The 23,843-nt window shown below is 75.0% G+C and carries 13 protein-coding genes and 1 pseudogene; 10 read left to right on the forward strand and 4 right to left on the reverse strand.

Going from position 1 to position 23,843, the window contains the following annotated elements:
- The first annotated feature begins 281 nt into the window (after positions 1-281).
- Positions 282-1,499, forward strand: coding sequence for an amidohydrolase (locus ACGF1Z_RS12265; protein WP_393002804.1), 1,218 nt, complete (start codon positions 282-284; stop codon positions 1,497-1,499).
- Between the two features lie 869 nt (positions 1,500-2,368).
- Here the strand turns inward: ACGF1Z_RS12265 and ACGF1Z_RS12270 are convergent.
- The 3 genes and pseudogenes from ACGF1Z_RS12270 to ACGF1Z_RS12280 all read right to left on the reverse strand — a co-directional run.
- Positions 2,369-2,755: pseudogene (locus ACGF1Z_RS12270) on the reverse strand (transposase); the annotation flags it as partial.
- Between the two features lie 221 nt (positions 2,756-2,976).
- Positions 2,977-3,315 carry an ArsR/SmtB family transcription factor gene (locus tag ACGF1Z_RS12275; protein ID WP_376634307.1) on the reverse strand — a complete coding sequence of 113 codons (339 nt, stop codon included), beginning with the start codon at positions 3,313-3,315 and terminating at the stop codon, positions 2,977-2,979.
- A 200-nt stretch (positions 3,316-3,515) separates the two neighbouring features.
- On the reverse strand, positions 3,516-3,890 hold the full coding sequence (locus ACGF1Z_RS12280) for a hypothetical protein (protein WP_393002806.1): 375 nt from the start codon (positions 3,888-3,890) through the stop codon (positions 3,516-3,518).
- 559 nt (positions 3,891-4,449) lie between these two features.
- Here ACGF1Z_RS12280 and ACGF1Z_RS12285 point away from each other — a divergent pair.
- The 7 genes from ACGF1Z_RS12285 to ACGF1Z_RS12315 all read left to right on the forward strand — a co-directional run bounded on the left by ACGF1Z_RS12285 (position 4,450) and on the right by ACGF1Z_RS12315 (position 19,923).
- Positions 4,450-5,730, forward strand: coding sequence for an extracellular solute-binding protein (locus ACGF1Z_RS12285; protein ID WP_393002808.1), 1,281 nt, complete (start codon positions 4,450-4,452; stop codon positions 5,728-5,730).
- 372 nt (positions 5,731-6,102) lie between these two features.
- The gene (locus ACGF1Z_RS12290) at positions 6,103-6,348 is read left to right on the forward strand and encodes a hypothetical protein (RefSeq protein ID WP_393002810.1); all 246 of its coding nucleotides are present in this window, start codon (positions 6,103-6,105) and stop codon (positions 6,346-6,348) included.
- 268 nt (positions 6,349-6,616) lie between these two features.
- Entirely contained in the window at positions 6,617-7,483 is an 867-nt protein-coding gene (locus tag ACGF1Z_RS12295) for a DUF4132 domain-containing protein (protein WP_393002812.1), read from the forward strand.
- A complete protein-coding gene (locus ACGF1Z_RS12300; RefSeq protein WP_393002814.1) occupies positions 7,480-12,393 on the forward strand; it encodes a DNA-binding protein in 4,914 nt (1,637 codons plus the stop codon). The genes ACGF1Z_RS12295 and ACGF1Z_RS12300 overlap by 4 nt, the downstream gene beginning before the upstream one ends.
- Positions 12,394-12,626: 233 nt before the next feature.
- A complete protein-coding gene (locus ACGF1Z_RS12305; protein WP_393002816.1) occupies positions 12,627-13,781 on the forward strand; it encodes an AAA family ATPase in 1,155 nt (384 codons plus the stop codon).
- Entirely contained in the window at positions 13,778-17,932 is a 4,155-nt protein-coding gene (locus ACGF1Z_RS12310; protein WP_393002818.1) for a DUF5682 family protein, read from the forward strand. The genes ACGF1Z_RS12305 and ACGF1Z_RS12310 overlap by 4 nt, the downstream gene beginning before the upstream one ends.
- The gene (locus ACGF1Z_RS12315) at positions 17,929-19,923 is read left to right on the forward strand and encodes a hypothetical protein (RefSeq protein ID WP_393002820.1); all 1,995 of its coding nucleotides are present in this window, start codon (positions 17,929-17,931) and stop codon (positions 19,921-19,923) included. The genes ACGF1Z_RS12310 and ACGF1Z_RS12315 overlap by 4 nt, the downstream gene beginning before the upstream one ends.
- Positions 19,924-20,287: 364 nt before the next feature.
- Here the strand turns inward: ACGF1Z_RS12315 and ACGF1Z_RS12320 are convergent, their stop codons facing one another.
- Positions 20,288-20,812 (reverse strand): DUF2199 domain-containing protein, encoded by a 525-nt coding sequence (locus ACGF1Z_RS12320; protein WP_393002822.1) that lies wholly within the window; start codon positions 20,810-20,812, stop codon positions 20,288-20,290.
- A gap of 320 nt (positions 20,813-21,132) precedes the next feature.
- Here ACGF1Z_RS12320 and ligA point away from each other — a divergent pair, with 320 nt between their 5' ends.
- The gene (ligA, locus tag ACGF1Z_RS12325) at positions 21,133-23,202 is read left to right on the forward strand and encodes an NAD-dependent DNA ligase LigA (protein WP_393002824.1); all 2,070 of its coding nucleotides are present in this window, start codon (positions 21,133-21,135) and stop codon (positions 23,200-23,202) included.
- Positions 23,203-23,510: 308 nt separating this feature from the next.
- Positions 23,511-23,741 carry a hypothetical protein gene (locus ACGF1Z_RS12330; RefSeq protein WP_393002826.1) on the forward strand — a complete coding sequence of 77 codons (231 nt, stop codon included), beginning with the start codon at positions 23,511-23,513 and terminating at the stop codon, positions 23,739-23,741.
- Positions 23,742-23,843: the final 102 nt, after the last annotated feature.

A 23,843-nucleotide genomic window follows, 5' to 3' on the forward strand; every position in this document is an offset into this window, starting at 1 on the left:
GGCGGGGCGCGTCGCGGGCGCGGTCCGCGGGCGCGCGGGCGGCTTGAGGCGTGCCGGGCGCGTGGAGGGCCCGGACTGGGCGAGCGCGCAGCGGGCGCGTGGGCGGCTCGGGGCGCGGGCGACTGCATGCCGGGAGGTGTGCGGAGGGTCCGGGGCGCCGAGCGGGGTCGGTGTTCCCGGCCGGCGGTCGCACGCAAAGGACGCATCAGGGTGTCGGGGGCCCCTCGTGTGGAAGACGCGGAACGGGCAGAGCGTTCCGCACCGGTCGGAGGAGGCCCGACGTGTCACGGAGTCCCGAACCCCAGCAGGTGCACACCCGCATCGCACGGCAGGTGGCCGGCCGTGCGGAACGGCTCTGGGATCTCAGCCTCGCGCTGCACGGCGAACCGGAGACGGCCTACGAGGAACACCGGGCGGCGGAACGGCTCACCGGGGAACTGGAGCGGGAGGGCTTCCGGGTGGAGCGCGGGGTGGCCGGGCTGCCGACCGCCTTCGTCGGCCGCGCGGGACCGGAGACCCCGAGCCCTGAGCCGCCCGGCCGGCACGTGGCCCTGCTGATGGAGTACGACGCGCTGCCGCTGCTCGGGCACGCCTGTGGCCACAACCTGATCGCGACGGCCGGTCTGGGTGCCGCACTCGCGCTGCACAGCGTGCTCGGTGAGGTCGGCGGCAGCCTGACGGCCGTCGGGACGCCGGCGGAGGAGCGCGGCGGCGGCAAGGTCACGCTGGTGGAGGCGGGGGTGTTCGACGGGGTCGACGCGGCTCTGATGTTCCACCCGGGGGTCCACGACTGGGCGTGGGCGCCGCTGACGGCCAGTGCGCAGATCCGGGTGGGGTTCCACGGGCGCGCCGCCCACCCGACGGGCAATCCGACCGAGGGGATCGACGCCCTGGGCGCCCTCGTCCAGCTCTTCAACGCCCTGGGCGTCCTGAGCAGGCGTCTCCCCCAGGGATCGCACGTCCAGGGGATCGTGTCGGAGGGCGGCCGGGCGACCAACATCGTCCCCGCGTACGCGGAGAGCCTGTTCGGGCTGCGCGGGGCCACCACCGCGGCGCTGGAGGACTTGGTGGACGAGCTGGGCTCGTGCGCGCGGGGCGTCGCTCTGGCCACGCGCACGACGGTGGAGGTGACCGACGTCGGTGGCCGCTACGAGCACTTCCGGGACAGTGAGGTGCTCTCGGGTCTGTTCACCGGTCACCTCGCACGGACCGGCATCCGCTTGTCGGAGCCCGCCCCCGGGGTCTACGTGGGTTCCTCGGACATCGGCAACGTGAGCACCCGGGTCCCCGCGATCCATCCCTTCGTCGCGATCCTGGACGCGGAGGCGACCACCCACACGCCGCAGTTCGCGGAGGCCTCCGCGGGGCCCCGGGCGCGCCAGGTGATGCTGGCCGCCGCGGAGGCGCTGGCCTGCACGGCGGCCGACGTCCTGCTGCGCCAGGAGGTCGCGGAGATCGCCTGGGCGGGTCTCCGGAAGAAGGCCGCCGCAGGCCTGTGACGACACCGGCCGGCCGGTGGGACGGTCGCCGCTCGTCTGCGGGCACTCGTCGCCTTCCCTCGCGGCCGGAGGGCCGCACCCGGCGGTGTGGGGCGCGGCGCCTTTGCCCGCACCCGCCGCTCGCGCGTGCCGGGTTCCGCCTGTCCTTGCGGGCACGGGCGTGACCGAGCGCTTGACGGCGGCCGTGAACCGCCCGGAGGCGAAGGGCGGCGGACACGGCATAGCGGCATCCCGCGACCGGTGTCCCGCGCGTCCGGGCCGTCGGCCGCGGCGCCGCGCCCCACGACGCCGCGACAGCGGGGAGGCAGGGGCGGAACAGGCCCGGGACCGGCTGCCGGACGGCCTCGTACCGCGGACCCGCCGCCGGGGGATCCCGCCGGCTCGGACGGGGCTCCCGAGGGACGGGGCGCCGAGCCGTCGCCCCCGCCCCCGGCCCGGTCAGCAGCGGGAGGCCGGTCAGCACAGGGCGGTTGTCGCGCCCACGTCCCACGGACTCGGCCGCGATGTGCGCACCCGGACGTAGGATTCCCGGCGTGGACTACGACACGTTCCGCTGGGTGTTCCTCGTGCTGGCGGCCCTGCAACTGATCCCCCTCATAACCGCCTTACGACGCCTGCGGGGTACGGACCGCCCGGCCCGTACCGAAGCGCGACTGGACCTCCTCGACGCTCTGAGCGGCTTGGCGCTGACAACCGGCATCGGCCTGGGCAACATCGCGGTCGGGTGCGCCGGACTGGCCCTGCTCGCCGCGACCCGGCGAAGGCCGCCCGCTGGACCCGTGCCAGGAACCGCGCCCGGTCAGGCGCCCAGGGCGAAGGCTGACGCGTCCGGCGCCCGGCAGGACGCACCTCCGTCCTCAGGCGGGAGCGCCGTAGCGCGAGGGTGTCGGATCCGGCCCGCCCCGGCGCCCCTTCTGCCCTGCTTCGGCGGCGTGCCGGGGAGCCGGGCTTTCGGCGGAGTCGACCGAAACGGTCCAGGTGGTGTCGTCCGCGTCGCCGGCCGCCGCCCGCACCGCGACGAGAATGCGCTCCCAGGTGCCGTCCCCGGCCCACCTGATCAGCCGCTTGTGAGCGGTCTGGAACGGGCCGAGCTCGGCCGGCATGTCCCGCCAAGGTGAGCAGGTACGGTATTTCCACGCGATGGCCTCCAGGGTTCGGCGGTGATCGGCCCAACGCCGACCGTGGACCGGATCGGCCGGCATCAGCGGCTGGATCCGGTCCCACATCGCATCAGAAATCGCCAGACGGACGGACATACCCGGTCAAACGTCCGACCGATCAAAGAGACACGCGTCGATCACGCCTTCCGCAGGGGACGCCCTCTCGCCCTGCCCGCACGCCGGCACCGGACGGGGCGTCGATGTCGCACAACGAGGAGCGGGCGGGGCGCGTGACTCTTCGCAGCGAACCCCGAAGACGATGAAGGCCGCCGCCCTCCGCGGCTCCGTCTCGGACCGCCGCTGTGCGGGCGGACCGGCTACGCGGAGGTGTCGGCGTGGCGGAGTTCGGCGAGCAGCTCGCTCTGCCCGGCGAGCAGTTCCGTCAGGATGCGGCGTGCGGCGCGCAGCAGGTCCGCCACGTCGCCTCCGGCGAGGGCGTAGCTGACGGTGGCGCCGTCACGGATCGAGACGACGATGCCCGATCGCCGGAGCACGGCGAGCTGTTGGGAGAGGTTGGACGGCTCGATCTCGATCTCGTTCAGCAGCTCGCGGACAGGTACGGGGCCGTTCTGGAGCAGTTCCAGTACGCGGATACGAACGGGATGTCCCAGCATGCGGAAGAACTCCGCTTTCGCCTGGTACAGCGGCACCTGCATGCGACAACACTCCCACCCGGTTCGACCGTTCCGAGGGCCGGCAGGCGGAACCGCCGGCTGCTCGATGGCACCTCGATGTCCAGCTCCAGCAATCCTCCCGCCTCCGGCTCCGGCCCGCCCCCGACTGATCACATTCAGATGTGCCGAGTTGAAAACTCTTTCAAGTCGTGGGCATGCGGGAGCCGTAGGCAGGACGAAGGCTACAGCTCGAGCGACTCCTCGATGCGCCTCAACTGGTGCCTGGCCATGGCGAGGTTGGCCCGGCCCTTGTCGAGGACGAGGTACAGGAAGAGGCCGTTGCCGCCGCGGCCCCTGATCAGCCGGATGAGGTGGTACTGACTCCCGAGGGTGATCAGCACGTCCTCGATGTCCTCCTTGAGGTCCAGCATCTCCATGGTGCGGACCTTCGCGCGGATCACGTCGGTGTTGCCGGCCGCGGCCACCGACAGATCGAGGTCCTTGCCCCCGCCCAGGGTTCCGAGGGCCATGCCGCTCGTGTAGTCGACCAGGGCGACGCCCAGGCTGCCCTCGATCGAGGTCATCGCCTCTTTGAGAGATGTCTCCACACTCAACATCAGTACTCGCTCCCTCTGTTCTCGAAAGAACCCGGCCGCCCTCACAGCCCGGCCGGGTGACGACGGCAGACGCTACCCACTGGGTGTCAGAACTTCAGGAAGATCGGGAATCCGGCAGGAATCGATCCCCCATGCCCTAACATCGGCCACCGCGGAGCACCGGGCCCCTCAGCCGCGAGGGCGTCGTGGGCCAGGGGGAACGTCCCACCCCGTCCCGGGAAAGGCGCGACGGACGATGGCCGGTTGACGCGCACCCGTGGCGCCGCCCACGGACGCAGAACGAGGCGCGAGTTTCGACTGCGGTCCGGAGGCGGCCCTCGGCCGACGGAAGAGCGCGCTCCGACCGTGCGTTCACCCCATGCCGTACAAGCGGGACGCCGAAGAGGGCCGGGACGGGTCTACGCGCGTCCTGGTCGGGCTCGGTATATCGGAAAACACCACTCGCAACCGGCACGGTTGGAGCAATGGCCATAATCGTTGGCCAGGGCACGCAATTCATCCTGGGGCGGGAGAGAATTCCGGACGCACACCGTCCACTTAAGATCAAGAGGAAACATCCGTGCGACCAAGACTCTTCGGCACGGCAGCCTCCGTGGCCGCACTCGGACTCCTGGGCTCCCTCGTCACCGCCTGCGGCTCGTCCACCGGCGACGGAGGGACGACACTGCGCCTGGTGGCCGCCGAGTACGGTGACACCCCGGCGAACAGTTCCCGGGCGTACTGGGACAAGCTGACGGCCGCCTTCACCGCCGCTCACCCCGGCAAGAACATCGAGGTAACGCTCTACCCGTGGGCCGACGTCGACCGCGAGGTCACCCGCATGGTCCAGGAGGACAACGCCCCGGACGTGGCACTCATGGGTGCCTACTCCGATTTCGCGGCGCAGGGCCGCCTGTACGCCGCCGACGAGGTGCTGTCGGTCCGAGCCGAGGCGAGCTTCCTGCCTCCGCTCGCCGAGGCCGGCTCCATCGACAACACCCTGTACGGCCTGCCCTTCGTCGCCAGCAGCCGGCTGCTCTTCTACAACGAGGAGCTGTTCGACAAGGCCGGCGCGGAGCCGCCGAAGACCTGGTCCGACCTGAAAGCCGCCGCCAAGGCGCTGAAGAAGGAGGGCGTGCTCTATCCGTACGCCCTTCCGCTCGGCCCCGAGGAGGCGCATGCCGAGGCCATGATCTGGGAACTGAGCAACGGCGGCGGGTACACCGACAACAGCGGCGGGTACAGCATCGCGTCCGACCGGAACACGCAGACGTTCCAGTGGATCAAGAGCAACCTGGTCACGCCCGGACTGACCGGGCCGGTCCCGCCGGCCCAGCTCAACCGGCAGGACGCCTTCGCCGCCTTCCTGCGCGGCGACGTCGGCATGGTCAACGGCTACCCCTCGCTCCTCCACGAGGCCCGGGCGAAGGGCATCAGGGTCGGCACGCTGAGCATGCCGGTGTCGGACACGCTGGACGACGGCGAGACCCCGCCCGCGGCCGGCGTCGCCGACTGGATGATGGCGTTCCGGCACGACGACAACCGCAAACTGGTGGGAGAGTTCCTGGACTTCGTCTACGAGGACAAGAACCTCATCGAGTTCGCCGGGCGCTATCACCTGCTGCCCTCCACCTTCTCGGCCACCCAGGCCTCGCAGGACGGGGCGGCCGACCCCGACGTCGAGCAGTTCCTGACCGCACTGCGGGTCTCGCAGCTGTACCCGGTCAACGAACCGTCCTGGCTGCAGGTCAGCAACACGATCAAGCAGAACATCGGCAAGGCCGTCGCGCCGACCGCCGACCCCAAGACCGTGCTCCAGGACATCGCCCAGCAGGCGGACGACATCGCGAAGCGGAGCTAGGCCCTTCTTCGGACCAGGATCCGCGGGGGACGACCTCCTCCCCTCCCCCTCACCGGCTCCGTCCACCGTCGCGGAATCCCGCGTCAGCGGATTCCACCCCGTGGCCCACTCCCCCGCGCCACTCCGACCCACGGCGTCTACCGGACGCCCTCCCCGTCGCCCATGACGTGCCCACGAGGCCCACGGGGCGACGCCCCCCTCCGCCCGCAGCGCCAGTCCGCGCGGACGCAGACCGGTCCCTACGCCGCAGCCTGACCGACTCCGACGCCGTCCGCTCCCGGGTGTCGACGACGATCCCGCGCACGTGAGCGACGGCCCCGCGCCCGTCGCCGACCCCGCACTGGCAGCATGTGCGCATGACGCGCGACGATCTTGACACGCTGTTCGCCGTTCCCGCTCGCCCGTGACACCGAGACGTTCGTACGGCGGCTGCTGGAGGCCGTGTACCGGTTCACGGGCGCCTGTTGGGACGGGCACCCGGGCGAGGACGGGCGGTGTGACTTCCTGCGGGAGGTCGCCGCTCTCGAACTGCTCACGGTCGACGAGGAGTGTCCCGCGCAGGACGTCTGGGGGCATCTGTTCGCAGCCGTCGTCGAGCTCGGTCCGTGGGGGTTCTGACCTCGGACGTGGATCTCCGCGGCAGGCCACCGGCATCGAGCGCGAGCGTCGCCTCCCCTGGATCCGGCGGCTCTTGAGGCCCGGTCTCGCCCGCCGTCCGCGCCCTCCTGCCACCGGAGACCGCCGGAGTGGCCGGAGGTGCGCCGGGGGCCCGCACCGCATTGTCAGTGGCCCTCGTTAATCTCCCCTCATATCGCAGCTCAGGGGCTTCGTTCCCCTTGGTTCGGGCTGCGCTGACATCCCATGGACAGGCGGAGGGGCGCGGTTGATGGCGTGGCTGGCAGCGGGTGAGGGGTACGAGGTCACCCTCGAGGAGGGGCGCGTGGTCGCACGGCGCGCCGGGGGGCGGCAGTTGAAGACGCTCCCGAAGGCGGTGCGCGACAGTGCCGAGGTCGACAGGCTCAAGCAGCTCGCCGAGTGGCTGGACCGGCACGAGGCCTCCTGCGTGGCCCAGGTGGACGCCTGGATGGTGTCGTCGCTGCCGGTTCCGACCGAGCTGATCGCACGGGTGTGGCCCGACGAGGCATGGCAGGCCGCGCTCCGCGACATGGCCGTCGTCGGCGACGACCCGGACGAGGTCGGCTTCCTGCGGGACGTCACCGCGGACGGGGAACTCAAGGTGGTCGACCTGGACGGTGAGACCGTGCGTCTGTCGCCGCGCACGGTGACGCTCCCCCACCCCGTGCTCCTGCCGGACCTGGACGACGTGCGGGACTTCGCGGCCGACCTCGGCATCACCCAGAAGGTGGAGCAGATCCACCGGGCCACCTGGGCCCGGACGGACGGGCCGGACTCCGGGCGTCCCGGGACGGCGACGGAGGTACGGGACTACGCGGGCGGGAAGTTCGCCTCGCGGTTCGGTCTCGCCGCGCGCGCCACGGGCCTGGGCTACCGGGTGTCCGGCGGCTACGCGACGTGCAAGGTGCGCGACGGTGGCCGCAGCACGGAGGCGTCGGTGTGGATCGGCGAGCCGTACTGGGACGGGGAGTCGGAGACCGGCGCGCTGAGCTGGCACGACGAGGACGGCCGCGCGGTGCGGCTGAGCGAGGTCGGGCCGGTGGCCTGGTCCGAGGGGATGCGCATGGCCGCTGCGCTGTACGCCGGCCGCACGATCGAAGAGGGTGGGGACGCGTGACCGGCACGGGTGTGGACGACAACAGGGAGCTGCTCGCGGCGGGCGCGGTGCTGCCGGCCGACGCCCGGGGAGCGGGCCCTGCGGCGGTCGAGCTGACCGCGCGGACCTACCGCCACCCGGTGCTCGGTGCGGACCGGGTCGTCGTGCGGCTGGCGGCGGCCGAACTCGGCCCGGCCGAGGACCTCGCCGCCGGCTTCCTCGGACTCGAACTCCAGGGCGAGCCGGCCGTGGTGGGTCTCGGCCGGCGCCGCGAACTCGGCTTCCCCGAGTGGGTGCTGGTGCACCACCCGGAGGACGGGCACCACGCCCTGGCGGTCGTGCCGGAGCTGGACCGGCTGGCCCGGCAGGCCAAGAGCAAGCCCAAGGCGGCGCTGGACGCCTGCCACGAGCTGGCCGGACGGCTCGCCTCGGCCGTCCCGCACTTCCTTCCCGTCTTCTACGAGCAGGCGGCGCGGGTCTTCCTGGGCGTCGAGAACACCACGTACGCCGGGCAGTTGTTCGGCCGCGCCCGTGCGAGCGAGGCGCAGCACGGGCTGACGGTCGACGAGGACCGGCTGGACGCCGTGTTCCTGGAGTTCGCCCTGGCCGGCGCCCTGCCGGTGAAGGTCCTCGCCGCCTACGGCAAGGACCTGTCGGCCCGGCTCGCGCCCGTCGAGGCGTACGAGCGCTTCCGGCGCCTGTGCGTACGCCGGACGGCCGGCGGCCTCGCACCGTCCGCGCAGGCGGCGACGGAGCTGAAGCTGCTCGCCCGGGCCGCGGCCCTGTCCGGCAGTGAGGCGGAGCAGGACTACCTCGCCGAGATCCTGCCGCTGCCGGCCACCTTGCGGGCGGCCGCCGGCTGGTGGAAGTCGCACCGCGGCGCGCTGGTGGCGCTGGCCCGGCGCGTTCCGTCCGTGCGGGGCACGCTGCTGTCGATGACCCTGCCGGGGGACAACGGCGACATGGCCGAGCTGTGGCTCGGGGTGCTGTCGGAGTCCGGGGCCGACGCCGGTCTCACCGAGGCGGAGCTGCCGCAGGAGGAGCGGTGCTCCGACGGCGCGGCGGGCTGGCTGGAGCGCTTCCACGCCGCCCGGCACCGCGGTTGGGGTCCGCGTCCGACACCGTCTGCCCTGCTGGAGCTGGTGGAGCGGGCGGCCGGGCGGCTGCGTGCCGACCTGGCGGCGCGGCCCGAGGGCGAGCGGTTCCTGCGGATCGGTGTCGAGGACGTGAACCTGCTGGACCTCCTGCTCTCGCTGGAGATCCCGGTCGCCGACCCCGAGGAGACGTCCGGCCGCGGTCGGCGCGGCGACGCCCTGAACCTGTCGGACTGGGCGCGTGGCGAGGAACCGCGGGACCTGGTCGCGCTGGCGGCCGACCCGCGCTTCCGGCCCGCGTTCCGGCGCGGGGCGAACAGCTACAACAGCGCGTCCTCCGGTACGGACGTCATGCGGCGCCTGGCCGCCTCGCCGGGCGGGCGCCCCATGCTCGCCGAGTGGATGCGGGAGGTGGCCGTATCGTCGGTGGCGGCCGGGCTGCCCGGACTGCCGAGCGCGATCGCGCGGCTGTCGTGGCTGCCCTCCGAGGCCCTCACGCTCGCGCCGCAGGAGGTCGCGGCCGCGGCGGCGGCCGATCTCGGCGAGACCGTGGCCCGCACCCTGCGCGGCGGCCTGTGGGAGGAGCTGCGCTGGCCGGCGTGGGAGGAGGCGCTGTCGGAGCTGGCGCCCGGGCAGTACAGCACCGACGGTCTGACCGTCGTCGAGGCCTGGCCGTACCTGATCGTGGCCAACGCGACGCAGGCGCGCGTCATCGACGCGGACGGCACCCTTCTCGTCCACGACCTGCGGGTGCCCCCGGGGTCGGTGTGGCGGACCGGCTTCCACTACGTGGACGGTGCACTGCTGGTGTTCTGGAGCACGTACGGTCGCAGCGAACCGCAGGGCTACTGGCACACCGCGCCGGACACGGTGTTCGCTCTGGCCGGCACCGACTACTGGACCATGCGTTCGCAGCACCTCAGCCTGCAGCTGCCCGGCGGCGGACGCACCACCGGCGGCGGGGTGCTGCACAGCGGCGACACGAAGCTGCCCGGGGAGCGGGCGCTGGTGTCCGACGGCACGTCGTACTGGGTGTGGCAGAACGGTTCCGGGGAGGACCGGGGCGGCTGGCTGGAGTACGACCCCGTCGGCGGCGCCTACGGGCGGCGCTCCCAGCCCGGATTCCTCGCCGACGCGCTGCAGCGGCACGCGCCCGGCGCCGAACTGTCCGCCGGGTCGTCCTGGGTGCGGCCCGCCCCGATGGTGGAGGGCTCGGCCCAGGGCACGCCCGTGGACGGGCTCCTCGGTTGGCGTGTGGTGCGGCTCCCCGACGGCGGCCACCTCGGCGAGGACACCGCCGGACGGTCCGTCACCCTGCCCAAGGGCGCCGGCAAGCCGGTCGCCGCGCTGACGTTCCCCGGCGACCACCGGCCGCGGGCCCTGACCCAGCGGTGGCGCGAGCTGTCGCTCAGCGACCCGGACGGCGTGGTCACGACCACGGCCGAGTGCGACCACCGCAACGAGCTGTACGGGACCGCGGGTCAGGCCCTGCCGCCGCTGCCCTACCTGTTCATGCTGCGGGCGCGTGATCCGCAGGGGTCGGCGGCGCTGCGGGGCGTCGACGCGGAGGCGGCCGGCGTGCTGCTGAAGGCGGCCGCGCTGGCCGAACGGGCGGCGGACCTGCCCGAGTTGGTGAGCGCCGCACTGCCACAGGTCTCGGCGCCCGAGCTGATCGCCGGCGTGGTGAAGGTGCTGCGCTTCGCCGTGCGGCAGCAGAAGGCGCTGGACGGCGTGGCCGCGCGGCTCGACCCCGCCGCCGAGCCCGCGGAACCCCGCGTGCAGGGACCGAGCGACCAGGTGATCGGCAAGGCGCTGCACGGGATCGCCGGCACCGGCTACTACCGCTACGGCGCGGACAACGACACGACCCACCGTTATCTGGAGGCGCTGGCCGCCGTACGGGCGGACACCACGGCCGTCGCGCCGCCGGGCCGGCTGCACTTCGACCTGCCGTCGCTGCCGTACAGCGGGCTGCCCTTCGTCTCCCTCCTGGACGAGCCCGCCGCGATCGCCTACCGGGCCGTGGCGCCCGGCAGCGACCCGGCGCAGCGTGAGGCCCTGCTCGGCGTCCTCGGCCAGGTCGACGCGCTGGGGCTGGCCTCGACGGCGGTCTCGGCGGGGCACTGGCGACGGGTTCTGGTGCACCTGACGGCGCCTCACCTGCGTACTCCGGACGGCCAGGAGCGCAATGTCTCGCACCGCAGTGTGCTGCCTCTCGGCGGCGGCGCGGCGCTCGGCATCACCGAGCACACATCGAGCGTTCCCGACGGGCGGGAGTTCGGTGCGCTCTTCCACGACCCGAGCGGGCGCTTCGAGGTGCCCGGCCCGTACACGGTGCGCGGTGAGGCTCCGGTGGGCGACCGGGTGCGCGGTGCCGACTGGCTGACCGGCTTCCTGCGGGAGGCGCGCTCGCGTGCCGAGGCGCCCTTCCTGCCGGATGCCGCCGACGAGTTCAGCCGTCTCACCGGCGTGTCCGGGGCGCTGGCCCGGATCGTCCTCGTGGGCATGCCCGGCGTGGACAGCTGGGAGAAGAACTTCCTGCCGGCCGAGCTGCGCAAGGCCCTGGGCCTGAAGGTGGCCGAGGCGGGACACGCCCGTGACGAGCTGCGTGCGCTCACGGTCGAGGTGCGCCGGGCGGTGCTCGCAGCGCTCCTGCCCGAGGACCCGGCGCGGCTGTGGACCGAGGGGCCGGACGTGGCGTCGGCTGCGGCCATGTGGAACGAGAAGGTGGGGCGGCGCCGGCAGGTGCCCGACTGGCTGGCGGCGGAGGCTGCGCGCGCCGCGCGCAGCGGCTGGCCGGTCCACCGGGCGCTCCCGGCGCTGCTGGACCCGGCGTCGTCGCCGGAGCTCGGCGTCGACGTGGAGTGGCGCATCGAGGGCGACCACCCGGCTCCGGCGGCCCCCACCGAGGCGCCGTTCACCTCGTCGGTTCTGGCGGGCGCGATGAGTCTGGCGGCCTGGCTGGCCCACCGGCTGCCGGCCGGCGATCCGGTCCGGGCGGCGCTGCCGAGTGCTCTGACCGCCGTACGGCAGCGACTGGCGGCGCCCGGACTGCTGCTCTCCGCGGGGCATTACACGAGCCTCGCGGACTTCAGGAAGGTGGCCGGCGCGCCGACGGAGACGGCTCCCGACCACGAGCGGTACGGAGCGGTGCTCATGGCCACGCAGGACGGGCAGCCCCAGCCGGCCGTACGCCCCTCCCTGCTGGACTCGACCGGATCGGACCCGTATCTGGTGGCGCTGCGCGGCGCCGACCAGCAGCCGACGGGTGTCGAGACCGCCCTGCGGCGCGCGCACGACCCGGCGTTCGCACGCCTGCTGGCGGACCCGGGCGCGCCGGCGGCCGGCGAGCCGGACGCCGAGGGCATGTGGTGGCCGCAGGATCCGTCGCGCTCGGTGCCCGCGTTGGTGGCCGAGGTCGCCGGGGCGCACGGCCTGGGCGCCGACGCGGCGACGCTCTACCTGATGCTGCTGGCCATGCCCGACCCGACGGACCGCAACACCGCCCGGTGGACGGGGTGGAAGCCGGCCCGTCTCAAGGCGGCGCGGGCCGAACTGGCGGAGACCGAACTGGTGGTGTCGGCGGTACGGGCCAGGGCGGGGCGGGCACTCTTCCTGCCGGGAGCCTGGGCCGAGCAGGCGTCGCCGCTCCTGCCCGTCGAGCAGTGGAAGCTGCCGATGTACGGGGTGGTCACGGGCAACCGGCCGGCGCTGGGGGCACTGGTCCCGACCGAACCGGCCGCCGAGCTGTTCACCCGCGCGTGGCGGCGGATCCTCGACGGCGACGTCCCGCGCTTCGAGGAGCTGAAGGTCCGGCGTACGAGGCGCCGCCGCTGAGCCACGGCCGGTGAGGCGCCGCCACCCGAGCGCCGTCGCCCCGGCGGCGCCCCGGCGAGGCGGCGCCCCGCCGGTATCGCCTCCCCGGCGCGGATGCGGCACCGCCGAGCCGCATCCGTGCCGCCGGTCGCCCACCTCCCGTCGTCGGCACGGCGCGGCGCCCCCACCCCGGGTGCGCCGCGCCGCCCCCACCCCGTACGCCCGCATGTCGAACTCCTACGAAGGAAACCCCCATGACCGTCACCGAAGAGACCGCCCCCGTCCGGCAGGGCCGGCCGGCCGAGGAACGTCACGCCGCCGAGCTCGCCTTCCTCGCCGCACAGGACCCCGGCCCGCGTCCGCCCGGCTGGGCGCTCACGCCGCGCGCGGTCGTCACCTTCGTCTGCGGCAGCGACGGCAGGGAGCTGACCCTGCCGGAGCGTCGGCCGGACCTCCCGTCGAAGCTCGCGATCGCCCCGAAGTTCGTCGGCGAACGCGCCCTGGTCGAGCGCTGTGTGGTCACCCTCGCGGGAGAGCGCGGGCTGCTGCTCACCGGTGAGCCCGGTACGGCCAAGTCGATGCTGTCGGAGCTCCTCGCGGCCGCCGTGAGCGGCACCAGCGCGCTGACCGTGCAGGGGACGGCGGGCACCACCGAGGAGGCCTTCCGCTACGGCTGGAACTACGCCCTGCTGCTCGCCCAGGGCCCCACCCCGCAGGCGCTGGTCGACTCCCCCGTCCTCGCCGCGATGCGGGCCGGCCGTGTCGTGCGGGTCGAGGAGATCACACGCTGCCTGCCCGAGGTCCAGGACGCCCTCGTCTCCATCCTGTCGGACCGGCGGATCAGCGTGCCCGAACTGACCGCCACCGAGGACGCGGTCGTCCGTGCCACTCCCGGCTTCACCGTCATCGCCACCGCCAACCTGCGCGACCGGGGCGTCTCCGAGATGTCGGCCGCCCTGAAGCGCCGCTTCAACTTCGAGACCGTGGACCCGATCGCGGACGCCGACGCCGAAGCGGTCCTGATCCGCCGCCAGGCGGTCGCCGCCGTACAGCGCGCGGGCGCGGCCTTCGCCGTCGACGACGCCGTCCTGGACGCCCTCGTCACCGTCTTCCGCGACCTGCGTTCCGGTCGCTCCACCGAGGGCTGGGACGTGGAGCGGCCCGGCACGGTCATGTCCACCGCCGAGGCCGTTCAGGTGGCGGCCTCCCTGGGAGTCGCCGCCGCCTACCTGCCGGGCGGTGACGTGCTCGACCTGCTTCCGGGCCATCTGCTGGGCGTCGTCCGCAAGGACGACCCGGCCGACCACGCGCGGCTGCTGGGCTACTGGGACGGCCCGGTACGCCGCCGCGCCGAGAACGGCTCGGCGATGTGGCGCCGGCTCTGGGACCTGCGCGGGAGCCTGCGTTGACGGCCGTCGATCCACGAGCGGCGGTGGACGCGCTGGCCGCCTCGCGCACGCCGTACCTGCTGGGGGTGCGCCATCACAGCCCGGCTCTCGCCGCGGTGGTGCCCGCCCTGCTGGACGAGGCGCGGGCCGAGGTCGTCTGCGTCGAGCTGCCGGCCGACTTCCAGCCCTGGCTGGAACACCTCGCGGACCCCGAGACCGTGGCCCCGGTCGCCCTGGCCGGGGCGGGCGAGGCCGGACAGCTGTCGTTCTACCCCTTCGCGGACTTCTCGCCGGAACTCGCGGCGATCCGCTGGGCCGGGCGGCGCGGGGTGGAGGTCGTGTGCTGCGACCTTCCCCTCGGCCACCCGGGCTGGTCCGCCGAGGCCCCGGGTCCGGTGCGCGAGCCGGAGCGGAGCGAGCCCGCGAGCCCCGACGCCGGGGCGGCCGCGGGTGACGCGGGTGACGCGGGTGACGCGGGTGACGCGGGTGACGCGGGTGACGCGGGTGACGCGGGTGACGCGGGAGCCTCGCAGACGCCGGGCGTCCCGAAGGGGGGTCCGGGGGGCCTGGAGCCTTCGGGAGTGCCGGAGGTGCCCGCCCCGGGCCTGGACGACGGCCGGGGTGACGGCGACGGCCTCTCCTCAGGCCCCTTCGACGGGACCGCGCAGGGGCGCCGTTCGTACGCCGAGGCGCTCGCCGCCGCCGGGACCGGCCGTGACGGAGACGACCTGTGGGACCGGGCGGTGGAGGTCCTCGCTCCGGGGTGCACCCCGGAGGCGGTGCGCCGCGCCGCACTCGGCGTGGGCTGGGCCCTGCGCACCGATGGCGCCGTACCCGCCACCGACCTGGCGCGGGAGGAACGGATGCGGCAGGTGATCGCCTCCGCCGCGGCGGGCGGGCGGCGAGTGGCAGCCGTGGTCGGCGCCTTCCACGCGCCCGCCCTCCACGCCACCGCACCGCACACACCCGCACCCCAGACGCCGGCACTCACCGGGTCCGCGCCCCTCGCACCCGCCGTGGCGGATGCCGACGCGGGAGCTGCGTCGGGCACGGGCACGGGCTCCGGCTCCATCTCGGGCTCGGGCTCCGGCACGGGCACGGGCACGGGCACGGCCTCCGGCGCCGGCACGGGCACGGGCTCCAACTCGGGCACGGGCTCGGACTCGGGCTCCAACTCGGGCACGGGCTCGGACTCGGGCTCCGGCTCCGGCTCCGGCTCCGGTTCCGGTTCCGGTTCCGGCTCCGGCTCCGGCTCCCGCACGGCCTCCGACTCGGGGGCGGCCTCCGGCGGCGCTTCCGGGGCTGCTGCGCGCATCGCTCCTGCGGAGGACCGCGGTTCGGCCGTGACCTCGCTCGTCCCGTACTCCTTCGACCTGCTCGACTCCCGGTCCGGCTACCCCGCGGGCATCCGCGACCCGTTGTGGCAGCAGGCCGTGCTCACGGCCGCAGGCGACCCGGAACGGATCCGTGAGGCGGCCGCCGACGCGGTGACCGGCCTGTGCCGGGAGATGCGCCGCGCCGGTCACACCGCGGGGACCGGCGAGGCCGCCGAGACCCTCCGGCTGGCCTGCGACCTGGCCACCCTGCGCGGACTGCCGGCGCCCGGCCGCGGCGAACTGCTCGAGGCCGTCACCACCGTCCTCGGTCAGGGCGAGCCCCTGGGCCGGGGCCGGGCCCTGGCCCGAGCGCTGGAAGCCGTGTTCGTCGGTGGCGCACGCGGCCGGCTCGGCCCGCACACGCCCCGGTCCGGGCTCGGCCCCTCGGTGGAGGCCGAGCTCGAGGAGCTGCGGCTGCCCCGCCCGGACGACCCCGACCGCCGCGACCTGCGACTCGACCCGCTCCGTTCGCCGCTGGACGGCCGCCGCGAGGTGCTGCTCCAGCGCCTGCTCGTCATCGGGGCCTCCTACGGCGAACCCCTCGCCGTGGCGAGTACGGGCGAGGGCACGGCGCTCGGCACCAAATGGCGTGCGACGTGGACGCCGTCCGTACCGGCGCGCCTCGACCTCGCGGGCGTACGCGGCGTCACCGCGGCCCAGGCCGCGGCCGGCACGCTGACCGCGGCCGCGCGCCGCGACGCCGCCGAGGGCGGCCCCACCCCGGACCGGATCCTGGCCGGTCTGACCGCCGCGGCGCGCTGCGACCTGCCCGACCTGGTCGAGGCGCGGCTCCTCGAGGCCTCCGCGGTGCTGCCCCAGAGCGCCGATCTGCCCGTGCTCCTCCAGGCCCTGGACCTGTTGGAGGGGTTGCGGCGCGGTCACTACCCCGGCACGACGCAGGACACCCGCAGCACGGCCGGCGCGCTCTCGGAGGAGCTGCTGGAGGCGGCCGTCCGTTCCCTTCCCGGTCTCGCCGGGAGCGACAGCGTCGCCGATGCGGGGGCGCTGGTGGCGCTGGCGGACCGGGCGGCCGCACGTCATCTGGGCCTCCGGCTGGACCGGGCCCTCGCCGGGCTTTCCGCCGAGGGCTCCCCGCTCGTCCAGGGAGCCGCCCTGGCCGTGCGCGTGCTGCTCGACCTGGACGACGCGTCCGGCCTGGGCGAGCGCACGGCCGGCTGGATCGACGGGGCCACGACTCCCGACGCGCGCCGGGCGCTGACGAAGCGTCTCGCCGGAGTGCTCACCGCGGCAGGACCCCTGCTGCAGGCCTCACCGGACGCGCTCACCCCTCTCCTGGACCGGGTGGACGAGCTCGCCGACCGGGACTTCCTCGATCGACTGCCTGCCCTGCGCGGCGGCTTCGACACCCTGGCACCGGCCGCGCGCGACCGGCTGCTCACCACCGTGACGGAACGGCTCGGCGACCGGCTCGACCTGTCGCTCGACGCCCCACCGGAGCTGCTCGGCCTGTGGGCGGCGGCCGACGCGGCCGGATCGGCCGCGCTGAAGGCCCTCGGCCTGCCGGGCACGGACGCTGCAGACGGTCTCCGGCCCAAGGCGGCACCCGCCCCCGCCGATGATGGGCTCCATCCCGGGTCCGCGGACCCGGCGCCCACCGGTGAGGTCGCCGACGCGGCCTCGGCGGACACCGCGACCGCGGCCGGCGCCGACCGTCGGCTCGGCCGCACCGACCGCTGGCGGCTGCTCCTCGGCCGCCACAAGGACCGGCTCACGGGAGACGCGCGCCGCTACGCCCACGCGCTGGACGAGCTCTACGGCCGCGGTCGCGGCGAGGGCGCGCAGGACCTCGACGGGGGCGCGTCCGGTCAGGGCGGCGGCCAGGACCCGTCGTTCCCCACGGCGAGGGAGTGGGCGCAGGAGCTGGAGGCCCTCTTCGGCGCCGACGTACGCGAGGAGGTGCTCGCGGAGGCCGCCGACGCGGGCCGCACCGACGTACTCGCGCAGCTCGACCCGGCGGCGGTACGGCCTTCGGTGGAACTGCTCAGTTCGGTGCTGTCCCTGGCCGGCGGCCTGCCCGAGGCCCAACTGGCCCGACTGCGGCCGCTGGTGAAGCGACTCGTGGACGAGCTGGCCCGGGAGCTGGCCACCCGGCTGCGCCCGGCGCTCTCGGGCCTGGCCACCCCGCGCCCCACCCGGCGGCCCGGTGGGCGGCTCGACCTGGCGCGTACGCTGCGGGCCAATCTCGCCCACACCCGCCGCATGGAGGACGGCCGGCTCGTCGTCGTGCCGGAGCGCCCGCTGTTCAGCACCCGGGCGAACCGCGAGGCGGACTGGCGTCTGATCCTCGTGGTCGACGTCTCCGGCTCGATGGAGGCCTCGGTGATCTGGTCGGCGCTGACGGCCGCGGTGCTGGGCGGGGTGCCGACCCTGTCCACGCACTTCCTGGCCTTCTCCACGCAGGTGATCGACCTGACCGACCGGGTCGAGGATCCGTTGTCGCTGTTGCTGGAGGTCAAGGTCGGCGGCGGTACGCACATCGCGGCCGGTCTGGCGCACGCGCGTTCGCTGATCACCGTGCCGAGCCGCACGCTGGTCGTCGTGGTCAGCGACTTCGAGGAGGGCGCGCCGCTCGGCGGGCTGCTGGGCGAGGTACGCGCCCTGGCGTCCTCCGGCGCGCATCTGCTGGGCTGCGCGGCCCTCGACGACCGTGGAACACCGCGCTACTCGGTGGCGGTGGCACGCCAACTCGTCGCGGCCGGGATGCCGGTGGCGGCCCTCAGTCCGCTCGCCCTCGCCCGCTGGGTGGGCGACCGCCTCCGTGGAGAAGCCCGTTGAGCACCGAACTCCTGCCTCCTGTCGCGCCCGGTGTCGTTGCCGATGCCGTGGAGCAGCTCAGCGCGCGGCTCCGCAAGAAGCTCGACGCGGCGATCGCGGGCTGCGCCGGCCTCGCAGCGGCCGCGGCCGACGGATCGGTCGAGGTCTGCTTCGGCGAGGACGCGACGGTCACGCTGCGCCCCGGCCCGTCGGGCACCGTCACGAGCGCGGAACAGGCCCTGTGCACCTGCCTGTTGGCTCCGCGTTGCCTGCACCGTGCCGCCGTTCTGGGCGCGGCCCCCCTCGCCGACGGGGAGGGTGAGGCGGGCGGGGGCGAGGCCCCGGACACGGACGGAGCCGCCCCGTCGGGCTCAGCCGCGGGTACGGCCTCGGGTCCGGGCACGGGCGCGGGGGCTGTGACGGGATACGGGAAGGCGGAGGGTCCTCCCACCCCCGCGGGCAGTGTGGCGAGCACCGGGTCCGGGACGCCGGCCGGATCGTCCGCCGTGGCACCCGCGGGCGGCGGCCGTCCCCCGGCCGACGTGGCGCTGCCTCCGGGCGACGCCGGGGCGGCCGCGGCCGTCGCCCTCACCCCGGCGCAGGTCCGCGCCGCCGCGGCGCTGTGGGACGCCGCCGCCGAGGCCCTGTCCGCCGGAGTCGGCGCGGGTGGCGCGGTGGTGCAGGCCGAGCTGCTCCGCGCCGCCCACACCGCGCGGCTCGCCGGGCTGCCGCGCGCCGAGGCCGCCGCGCTGCGTGTGGTCAGGGGTCTGAGGGCCGCACGGGAGCGGAGCCAGGGGCAGCGCCTCGGCGACCTCGCAGAGGCCTTCCGCGAGCTGCTGGCCGGTGCCGCCCTGCTGGCCTCCGGATCGGCCGGGGCCGGTGCGGCGGGCTCCGCGCGCCGGGTCTACGAACAGGGCGGCAGCCTGCGGGTGTACGGCCTGTGCCGGGAGCCGGTGCTGTCCGCGACCGGGTACGCGGGCGTCTCGACCCATCTGATCGGCGCGGACGGCGCCGCGTACACGGTGTCCGACGTGCGGCCCGGCGGTCTCGCCCGGGTGAAGGGTGCGGGTTCGGCGTCCGTGGCGCTCGGCGGCGCCGTCCTGGACCACGCCGGGCTGGCGCGCGGGGGTCTGCGGATCGTCGGTGCGACCGTGTCCCCGGACGGGCGGCTCGGGGCGGGACGGGGCGTCGGCGCCACCCCGCTGCGCGGGGTGGACTGGTCCGAGGAGCCCGCCGCCGCCCTGTTCGCCCGGCCGGTGCAGGAGGCGATGGCCGCCGTGCTCGCCGAGGCCGGCGGGGCGGGTGACCCCGGCAGGGCGGCGACGGGGCTGCTGGGCTGCGACGTCGAGGTGATCGGTGCGGCCGGCGACAGCGTCGTCGTACGCGTCGCCGGGGAGGGGCCCGTGCTGCGGCTCCGCGCCGCACACCCCCACCCGGAGCTGCCGCACGCCGTCAACCTGCGCCGTATCGCCGAACACCCGGGCCTGGCGCTGCGCGTGCTCGGCCGTCCCGACCTGGACCGGGCGGCGACGCTCCGGCCGCTGGCGGTCGGACCGGTGCCGGCTGCGGCGGCCACCCTGCGGCTGCCGGAGGAGTGGAAGGGCCACGCCGACCTGGGCTACGACCGGCTCCAAGGGGAGCACTTTCCCCGCGCGACGGCGGGGGCCTCGGCCGGCGGGCCGGTGCCGGTCGGTCCCGACCCGCTGGCCGACGCGCCGCTGTGGCGGGTGCGGCGCCTGCTGGAGACGGGCGTCGCGGGCGGGCGGCGGGCCCTGGCGGAGTCGGGCCGCGGCACGGACGCGGCCTCGCTCGTCGCCCGGCTGACCCGGGCGGGCCTCGGCGGCGCGGCGCACCTCGCGCAGGCCCTGACGGCGGAGGCGGGCCGTCGCCCGCGTGACGCCTTCGGCCGCCTGACGGACGCCTCGGCCGACGGGTACACGCGCGCCTGGCTCGCCTCGGCCGTCCATCTGGCGGCCGCGGAGCGGGCGTTGGTGGCGGCGTCCTGGTCCTGAGCCGAGGCTGGGCCTGCTGCCAGGCGGCATCGCCGCGCGGCAGGCCCGGCTCCGGTGTCCCGGCCGGTGGCCCACGCCTGTCGGCAGCTCACGGGCCGCCCCGAGCGCCCGCGCCAGCCGCATCGGACGAGGGCTGACCGCGGCGAAGACGCCGGGTGCCCGACGTGCCCCGCGTGCGCCCAGGTCTCCCCCGCCCGCCGCCGGCCCGGCGATGCGCTGAGCGGCCCAGGGGGTGTCGCTCGTGCGCAGGCGCCGCCGCGAGCGACGCGGGCCCTCCCGCACGGTCACGGCCCCGCGCTCCTCCGTGTTCTGCGGTTCCGGTCGGCGGGCGCGATCTGAACCGGCGACGTCGCGGGGGCCGGCCTCAGCGCTGTTCGCCGGTGCCCTCGTGGAGCACGGCCGCCGCGATCTCCCGTACACGGTCCAGGGTGATTCCCGTGCGCTGTTCGACGGCGAGGGGATGGGCGGTGGGCTCCAGCTCGACGAAGGGGCGCTCCCCGACGGGCCGGGTGTGCACGTAAGTCTTCAGGTTGAGGGTGGTGGGCGAGTAGACCGGGAGGTCGGTGGTGAGCCAGCCGAAGTACGGCTCCTCCGCCTCACGTCCGGGCCGGTCCCACAGTTCCGCGGCACGGGAGAAGTTCTCGCGGCTGAGCGACACCCACACGCCCCACGAGAACACCTCGTCGCTGTCGACGACCGGTATCTCGATCAGGCCCTTCACGAAGTAGTGCTGCCCACCGACCACACACTGGTCCGAGGAGAGGACGCAGTCGTCGGCGCCGGCAAAGGCCGGATCCCACACCGCCGGAGCCTCCGCCGTGTAGTTCATCGGCAGCTCGGGGTGGTGGTTTCCACAGCACGTACAGGTGAATCCGAGGTCGCTGGTCATGGTGCCGGAGCATAATGACCGGCTCGGCGACCGCCTCGGGCGGGAACCCTTTCCGTCCGCGACCGGGCGGGCCCCCGCCTGACCGGGGCCCGGGCTCCGGGTGGTGCGGCGCGGTCGGCACACCGTCGAGCGCGTCGACGTCGACCGGTGCGAGGACGGGACCCCGAGCCCGACCGACGGCCGGCGGTGTTCCGGTCCGCGGGGCCCCGCCGGACGGGGCGAGAGCGGAGCCAGGAGACGGGTGGTCTCCCCACGCGATGCCGTCCAGGGTCCCCGGGCGGCACCCGTGCATTGTCAGACCCTCACGACATGATGCGTGCATGACCGCACCTCTCGCCGTTGAGGCGTCCCCTGCCCTGTCCACCAGCGCCGATCACGCCTCCGCACTCGGCCTGCTGCGTGAGGCGTCTCGTGCCTACTACGGCGGCGGGAACAGCCCCATGGACGACGCGACCTTCGACGCACTGCGCCGCGCCGTACTGGAGTGGGAGGCGGAGCACCCGAGCGAGACGGCCGGTTCGCCGACCGGGCTGGTCGCCGACGGGGCCGCCCCGGAAGGCGACGTCCCGCACACCTCCCGGCTGCTCAGCCTCGACAACGTGTTCAGCCCCGAGGAGCTGACCGGCTGGGCGGCGTCGCTGACGCGTCGCCTGGGACGCGAGGCCGAGGGCGGCTTCACGGTCGAACCGAAACTGGACGGCGCGGCCGTCGCCGCCCGCTACCGCGGCGGCCGGCTGGTGCAGATCATCACCCGCGGCGACGGCACCCACGGAGAGGACGTCAGCCACGTGATCGGCAGCATCGTCGGCCTGCCCGAGGTGCTGGCCGAGCCGGTGACCTTCGAGGCCCGCGGCGAGGTCCTCTTCACCCACGCGCAGTTCGAGGCCGCGAACGAGGTACGCGCCGCGCTCGGGGCGGCGCTGTTCGCCAACCCGCGCAACGGCGCGGCCGGGACGCTGCGGGCGAAGGACCGGCCCTACCGCCTGGAGATGACGTTCTGGGCGTACGGCGCGGTCGACCTGGACGCCGAATCGTTCCTGCCCGTCGGGGCGACGCACGCCGAGGTGCTGGCCACCGTCGCCGGGGCCGGCGTGCAGACCACGGCGGCGACCCCCGCAGGGCTGTGCGTGGTGGACACGATCGCCGAGGCCCAGGCGCGGGTGGAGGCCATCGCCGCGCTGCGCGCCGGGCTTCCTTTCGGTATCGACGGCGTGGTCGTCAAGGCCAACAGCGCCGCCGAGCAGGAAGCGGCCGGGCTGGGCAGCCGCTTCCCGTACTGGGCGATCGCGTACAAGCTCCCGGCCGTCGAGCGGCAGACCGTGCTGGAAGACGTGGTCTGGGAGGTCGGACGCACGGGTGTGCTCGCCCCGACCGCCGTCCTCACTCCGGTCGACCTCGACGGGTCGACGGTCGCGCGGGCCACACTGCACAACCCGGCCGACATCGCCCGCCGTGGCCTGCACATCGGGGACACCGTCACCGTCTACAAGGCCGGCGACATCATCCCCCGCGTCCAGGCCCCGGTCGTGGAGCTCCGTCCCGAAGGTGCCGTGCCGGTCCCGCTCCCCGACGCGTGCCCCCACTGCGGTGGCCCCATCGACAGGAGCCAGGAGCGGTGGCGGTGCGCGAAGGGCACCACGTGCGCGCTCGCCCCGCTGATCGGGTACGCCGCCGGCCGGGACATCCTCGACATCGACGGCCTGGGCAGGACCTACGTCAAGGCGCTGATCGACGCCGGGCTCGTCGGGGACGTGGCCGACCTGTTCGTCCTGACCGAGGAGCAGCTGACCGCCGCCTCGGGCAGCGCCAAGCGCGGTGCGAAGCTCGTCGAGCAGCTGGCCCTGGCCAGGACCCGTCCGCTCAGCCGCGTCTTCTGCGCACTCGGCATCCCGGGCACGGGCCGCAGCATGTCGCGGCGGATCGCCGCGCACTTCGGCACCATGGACGCGATCCGCCGGGCGACCGCTGAGGACATCCAGGCCGTCGAGGGCATGGGCCCCGAGAAGGCCCCCGTCGTGGTGGCGGAACTCGCCGCTCTCGCCCCGGTTGTCGACAAGCTGATCGCGGCGGGCGTCAACATGTCCGAACCCGGGCAGGCCGGCGTCGCCGCCCCGGCCCTGGGCGAGGGACCGCTGGCGGGCCGGACCGTCGTCGTCACGGGGAAGATGACCGGCCGCCTGGAAGGCTTCGGCCGTACCCGGATGAACGAGCTCATCGAGCGCGCCGGCGGCCGCGCCGGTAGCAGCGTCAACGCGAAGACCTCCTACCTGGTCGCCGCCTCCTCGCCCTCGGGCAAGCCGAGTTCGAAGGCCGCCGCCGCCGAGAAGCTCGGCGTCGAGGTCCTGACTCCGGAGGAGTTCGCCGACCTCGTCGCCGAGCACCTCGCCTGACGACGCGCCCGCGGCGCGCGGAAGGGCCCGCGCCCTCGCTGCCCTGCGGGCGGGCTCCGCCGGCTGGCTACTCGCCGGGGGAACGACCGGCCCGTGAAGGGCGAGCGGCTCACGGACCCTCGCGCCGGCCTGCGGGACCGCGAACGGCGAGGGGCCGTGGGCCGCTCGCGTGAGCGGCGCCGGATCTGGTCGACCCCTGGCGTCCGCGCCGTCTGCTCGTCCGATCCCGTCCTGCCCGGCGCGCATCTCACCGGGGGCGCCTCTCGTTGGTCACGCCGTACCAGTCGTGACCTTCGGAAGGTGGACCCATGAAGTCCAGGATTGTCGGTAGCGTGCTGTTGGCGGGGGCTGTGGCCCTCGGCACCGCCGGGGTGGCCGCGGCCGACGGCCCCGTCGACCGTGACGCACCGGCGCCGCGGCCCGCGGCGGCGGGCGACCTGTCGGACGTGCCCGCGGCGGCGACGCAGAGCGCGCCGGCTCTCGGTCAGCTGCCGCTGTCCGGCAACTCGCTCTCGCCGCTGGGCACTCTGCTCGGCTGACCTGCACCGCCCCTCGTCCGGGCCGACGCCGAGCCGACCGGCACGGCCGGCCCGGCACCGAGCCCGTCACGCTGTCCCGAGAGTCGTCACGCTGCGGGCGCT

Origin of the sequence: Streptomyces sp. NPDC048018 (genome assembly GCF_043202995.1) — a bacterium.
Classification (GTDB): domain Bacteria; phylum Actinomycetota; class Actinomycetes; order Streptomycetales; family Streptomycetaceae; genus Streptomyces.

Coding starts and splice junctions, on each gene's coding strand:
- ACGF1Z_RS12275 (WP_376634307.1), bottom strand. CDS start 3,315: ATGCAGGTGCCGCTGTACCAGGCGAAAGCGGAGTTCTTCCGCATGCTG.
- ACGF1Z_RS12280 (WP_393002806.1), bottom strand. CDS start 3,890: ATGTTGAGTGTGGAGACATCTCTCAAAGAGGCGATGACCTCGATCGAG.
- ACGF1Z_RS12295 (WP_393002812.1), top strand. CDS start 6,617: ATGGCGTGGCTGGCAGCGGGTGAGGGGTACGAGGTCACCCTCGAGGAG.
- ACGF1Z_RS12305 (WP_393002816.1), top strand. CDS start 12,627: ATGACCGTCACCGAAGAGACCGCCCCCGTCCGGCAGGGCCGGCCGGCC.
- ACGF1Z_RS12320 (WP_393002822.1), bottom strand. CDS start 20,812: ATGACCAGCGACCTCGGATTCACCTGTACGTGCTGTGGAAACCACCAC.
- ligA (WP_393002824.1), top strand. CDS start 21,133: ATGACCGCACCTCTCGCCGTTGAGGCGTCCCCTGCCCTGTCCACCAGC.
- ACGF1Z_RS12330 (WP_393002826.1), top strand. CDS start 23,511: ATGAAGTCCAGGATTGTCGGTAGCGTGCTGTTGGCGGGGGCTGTGGCC.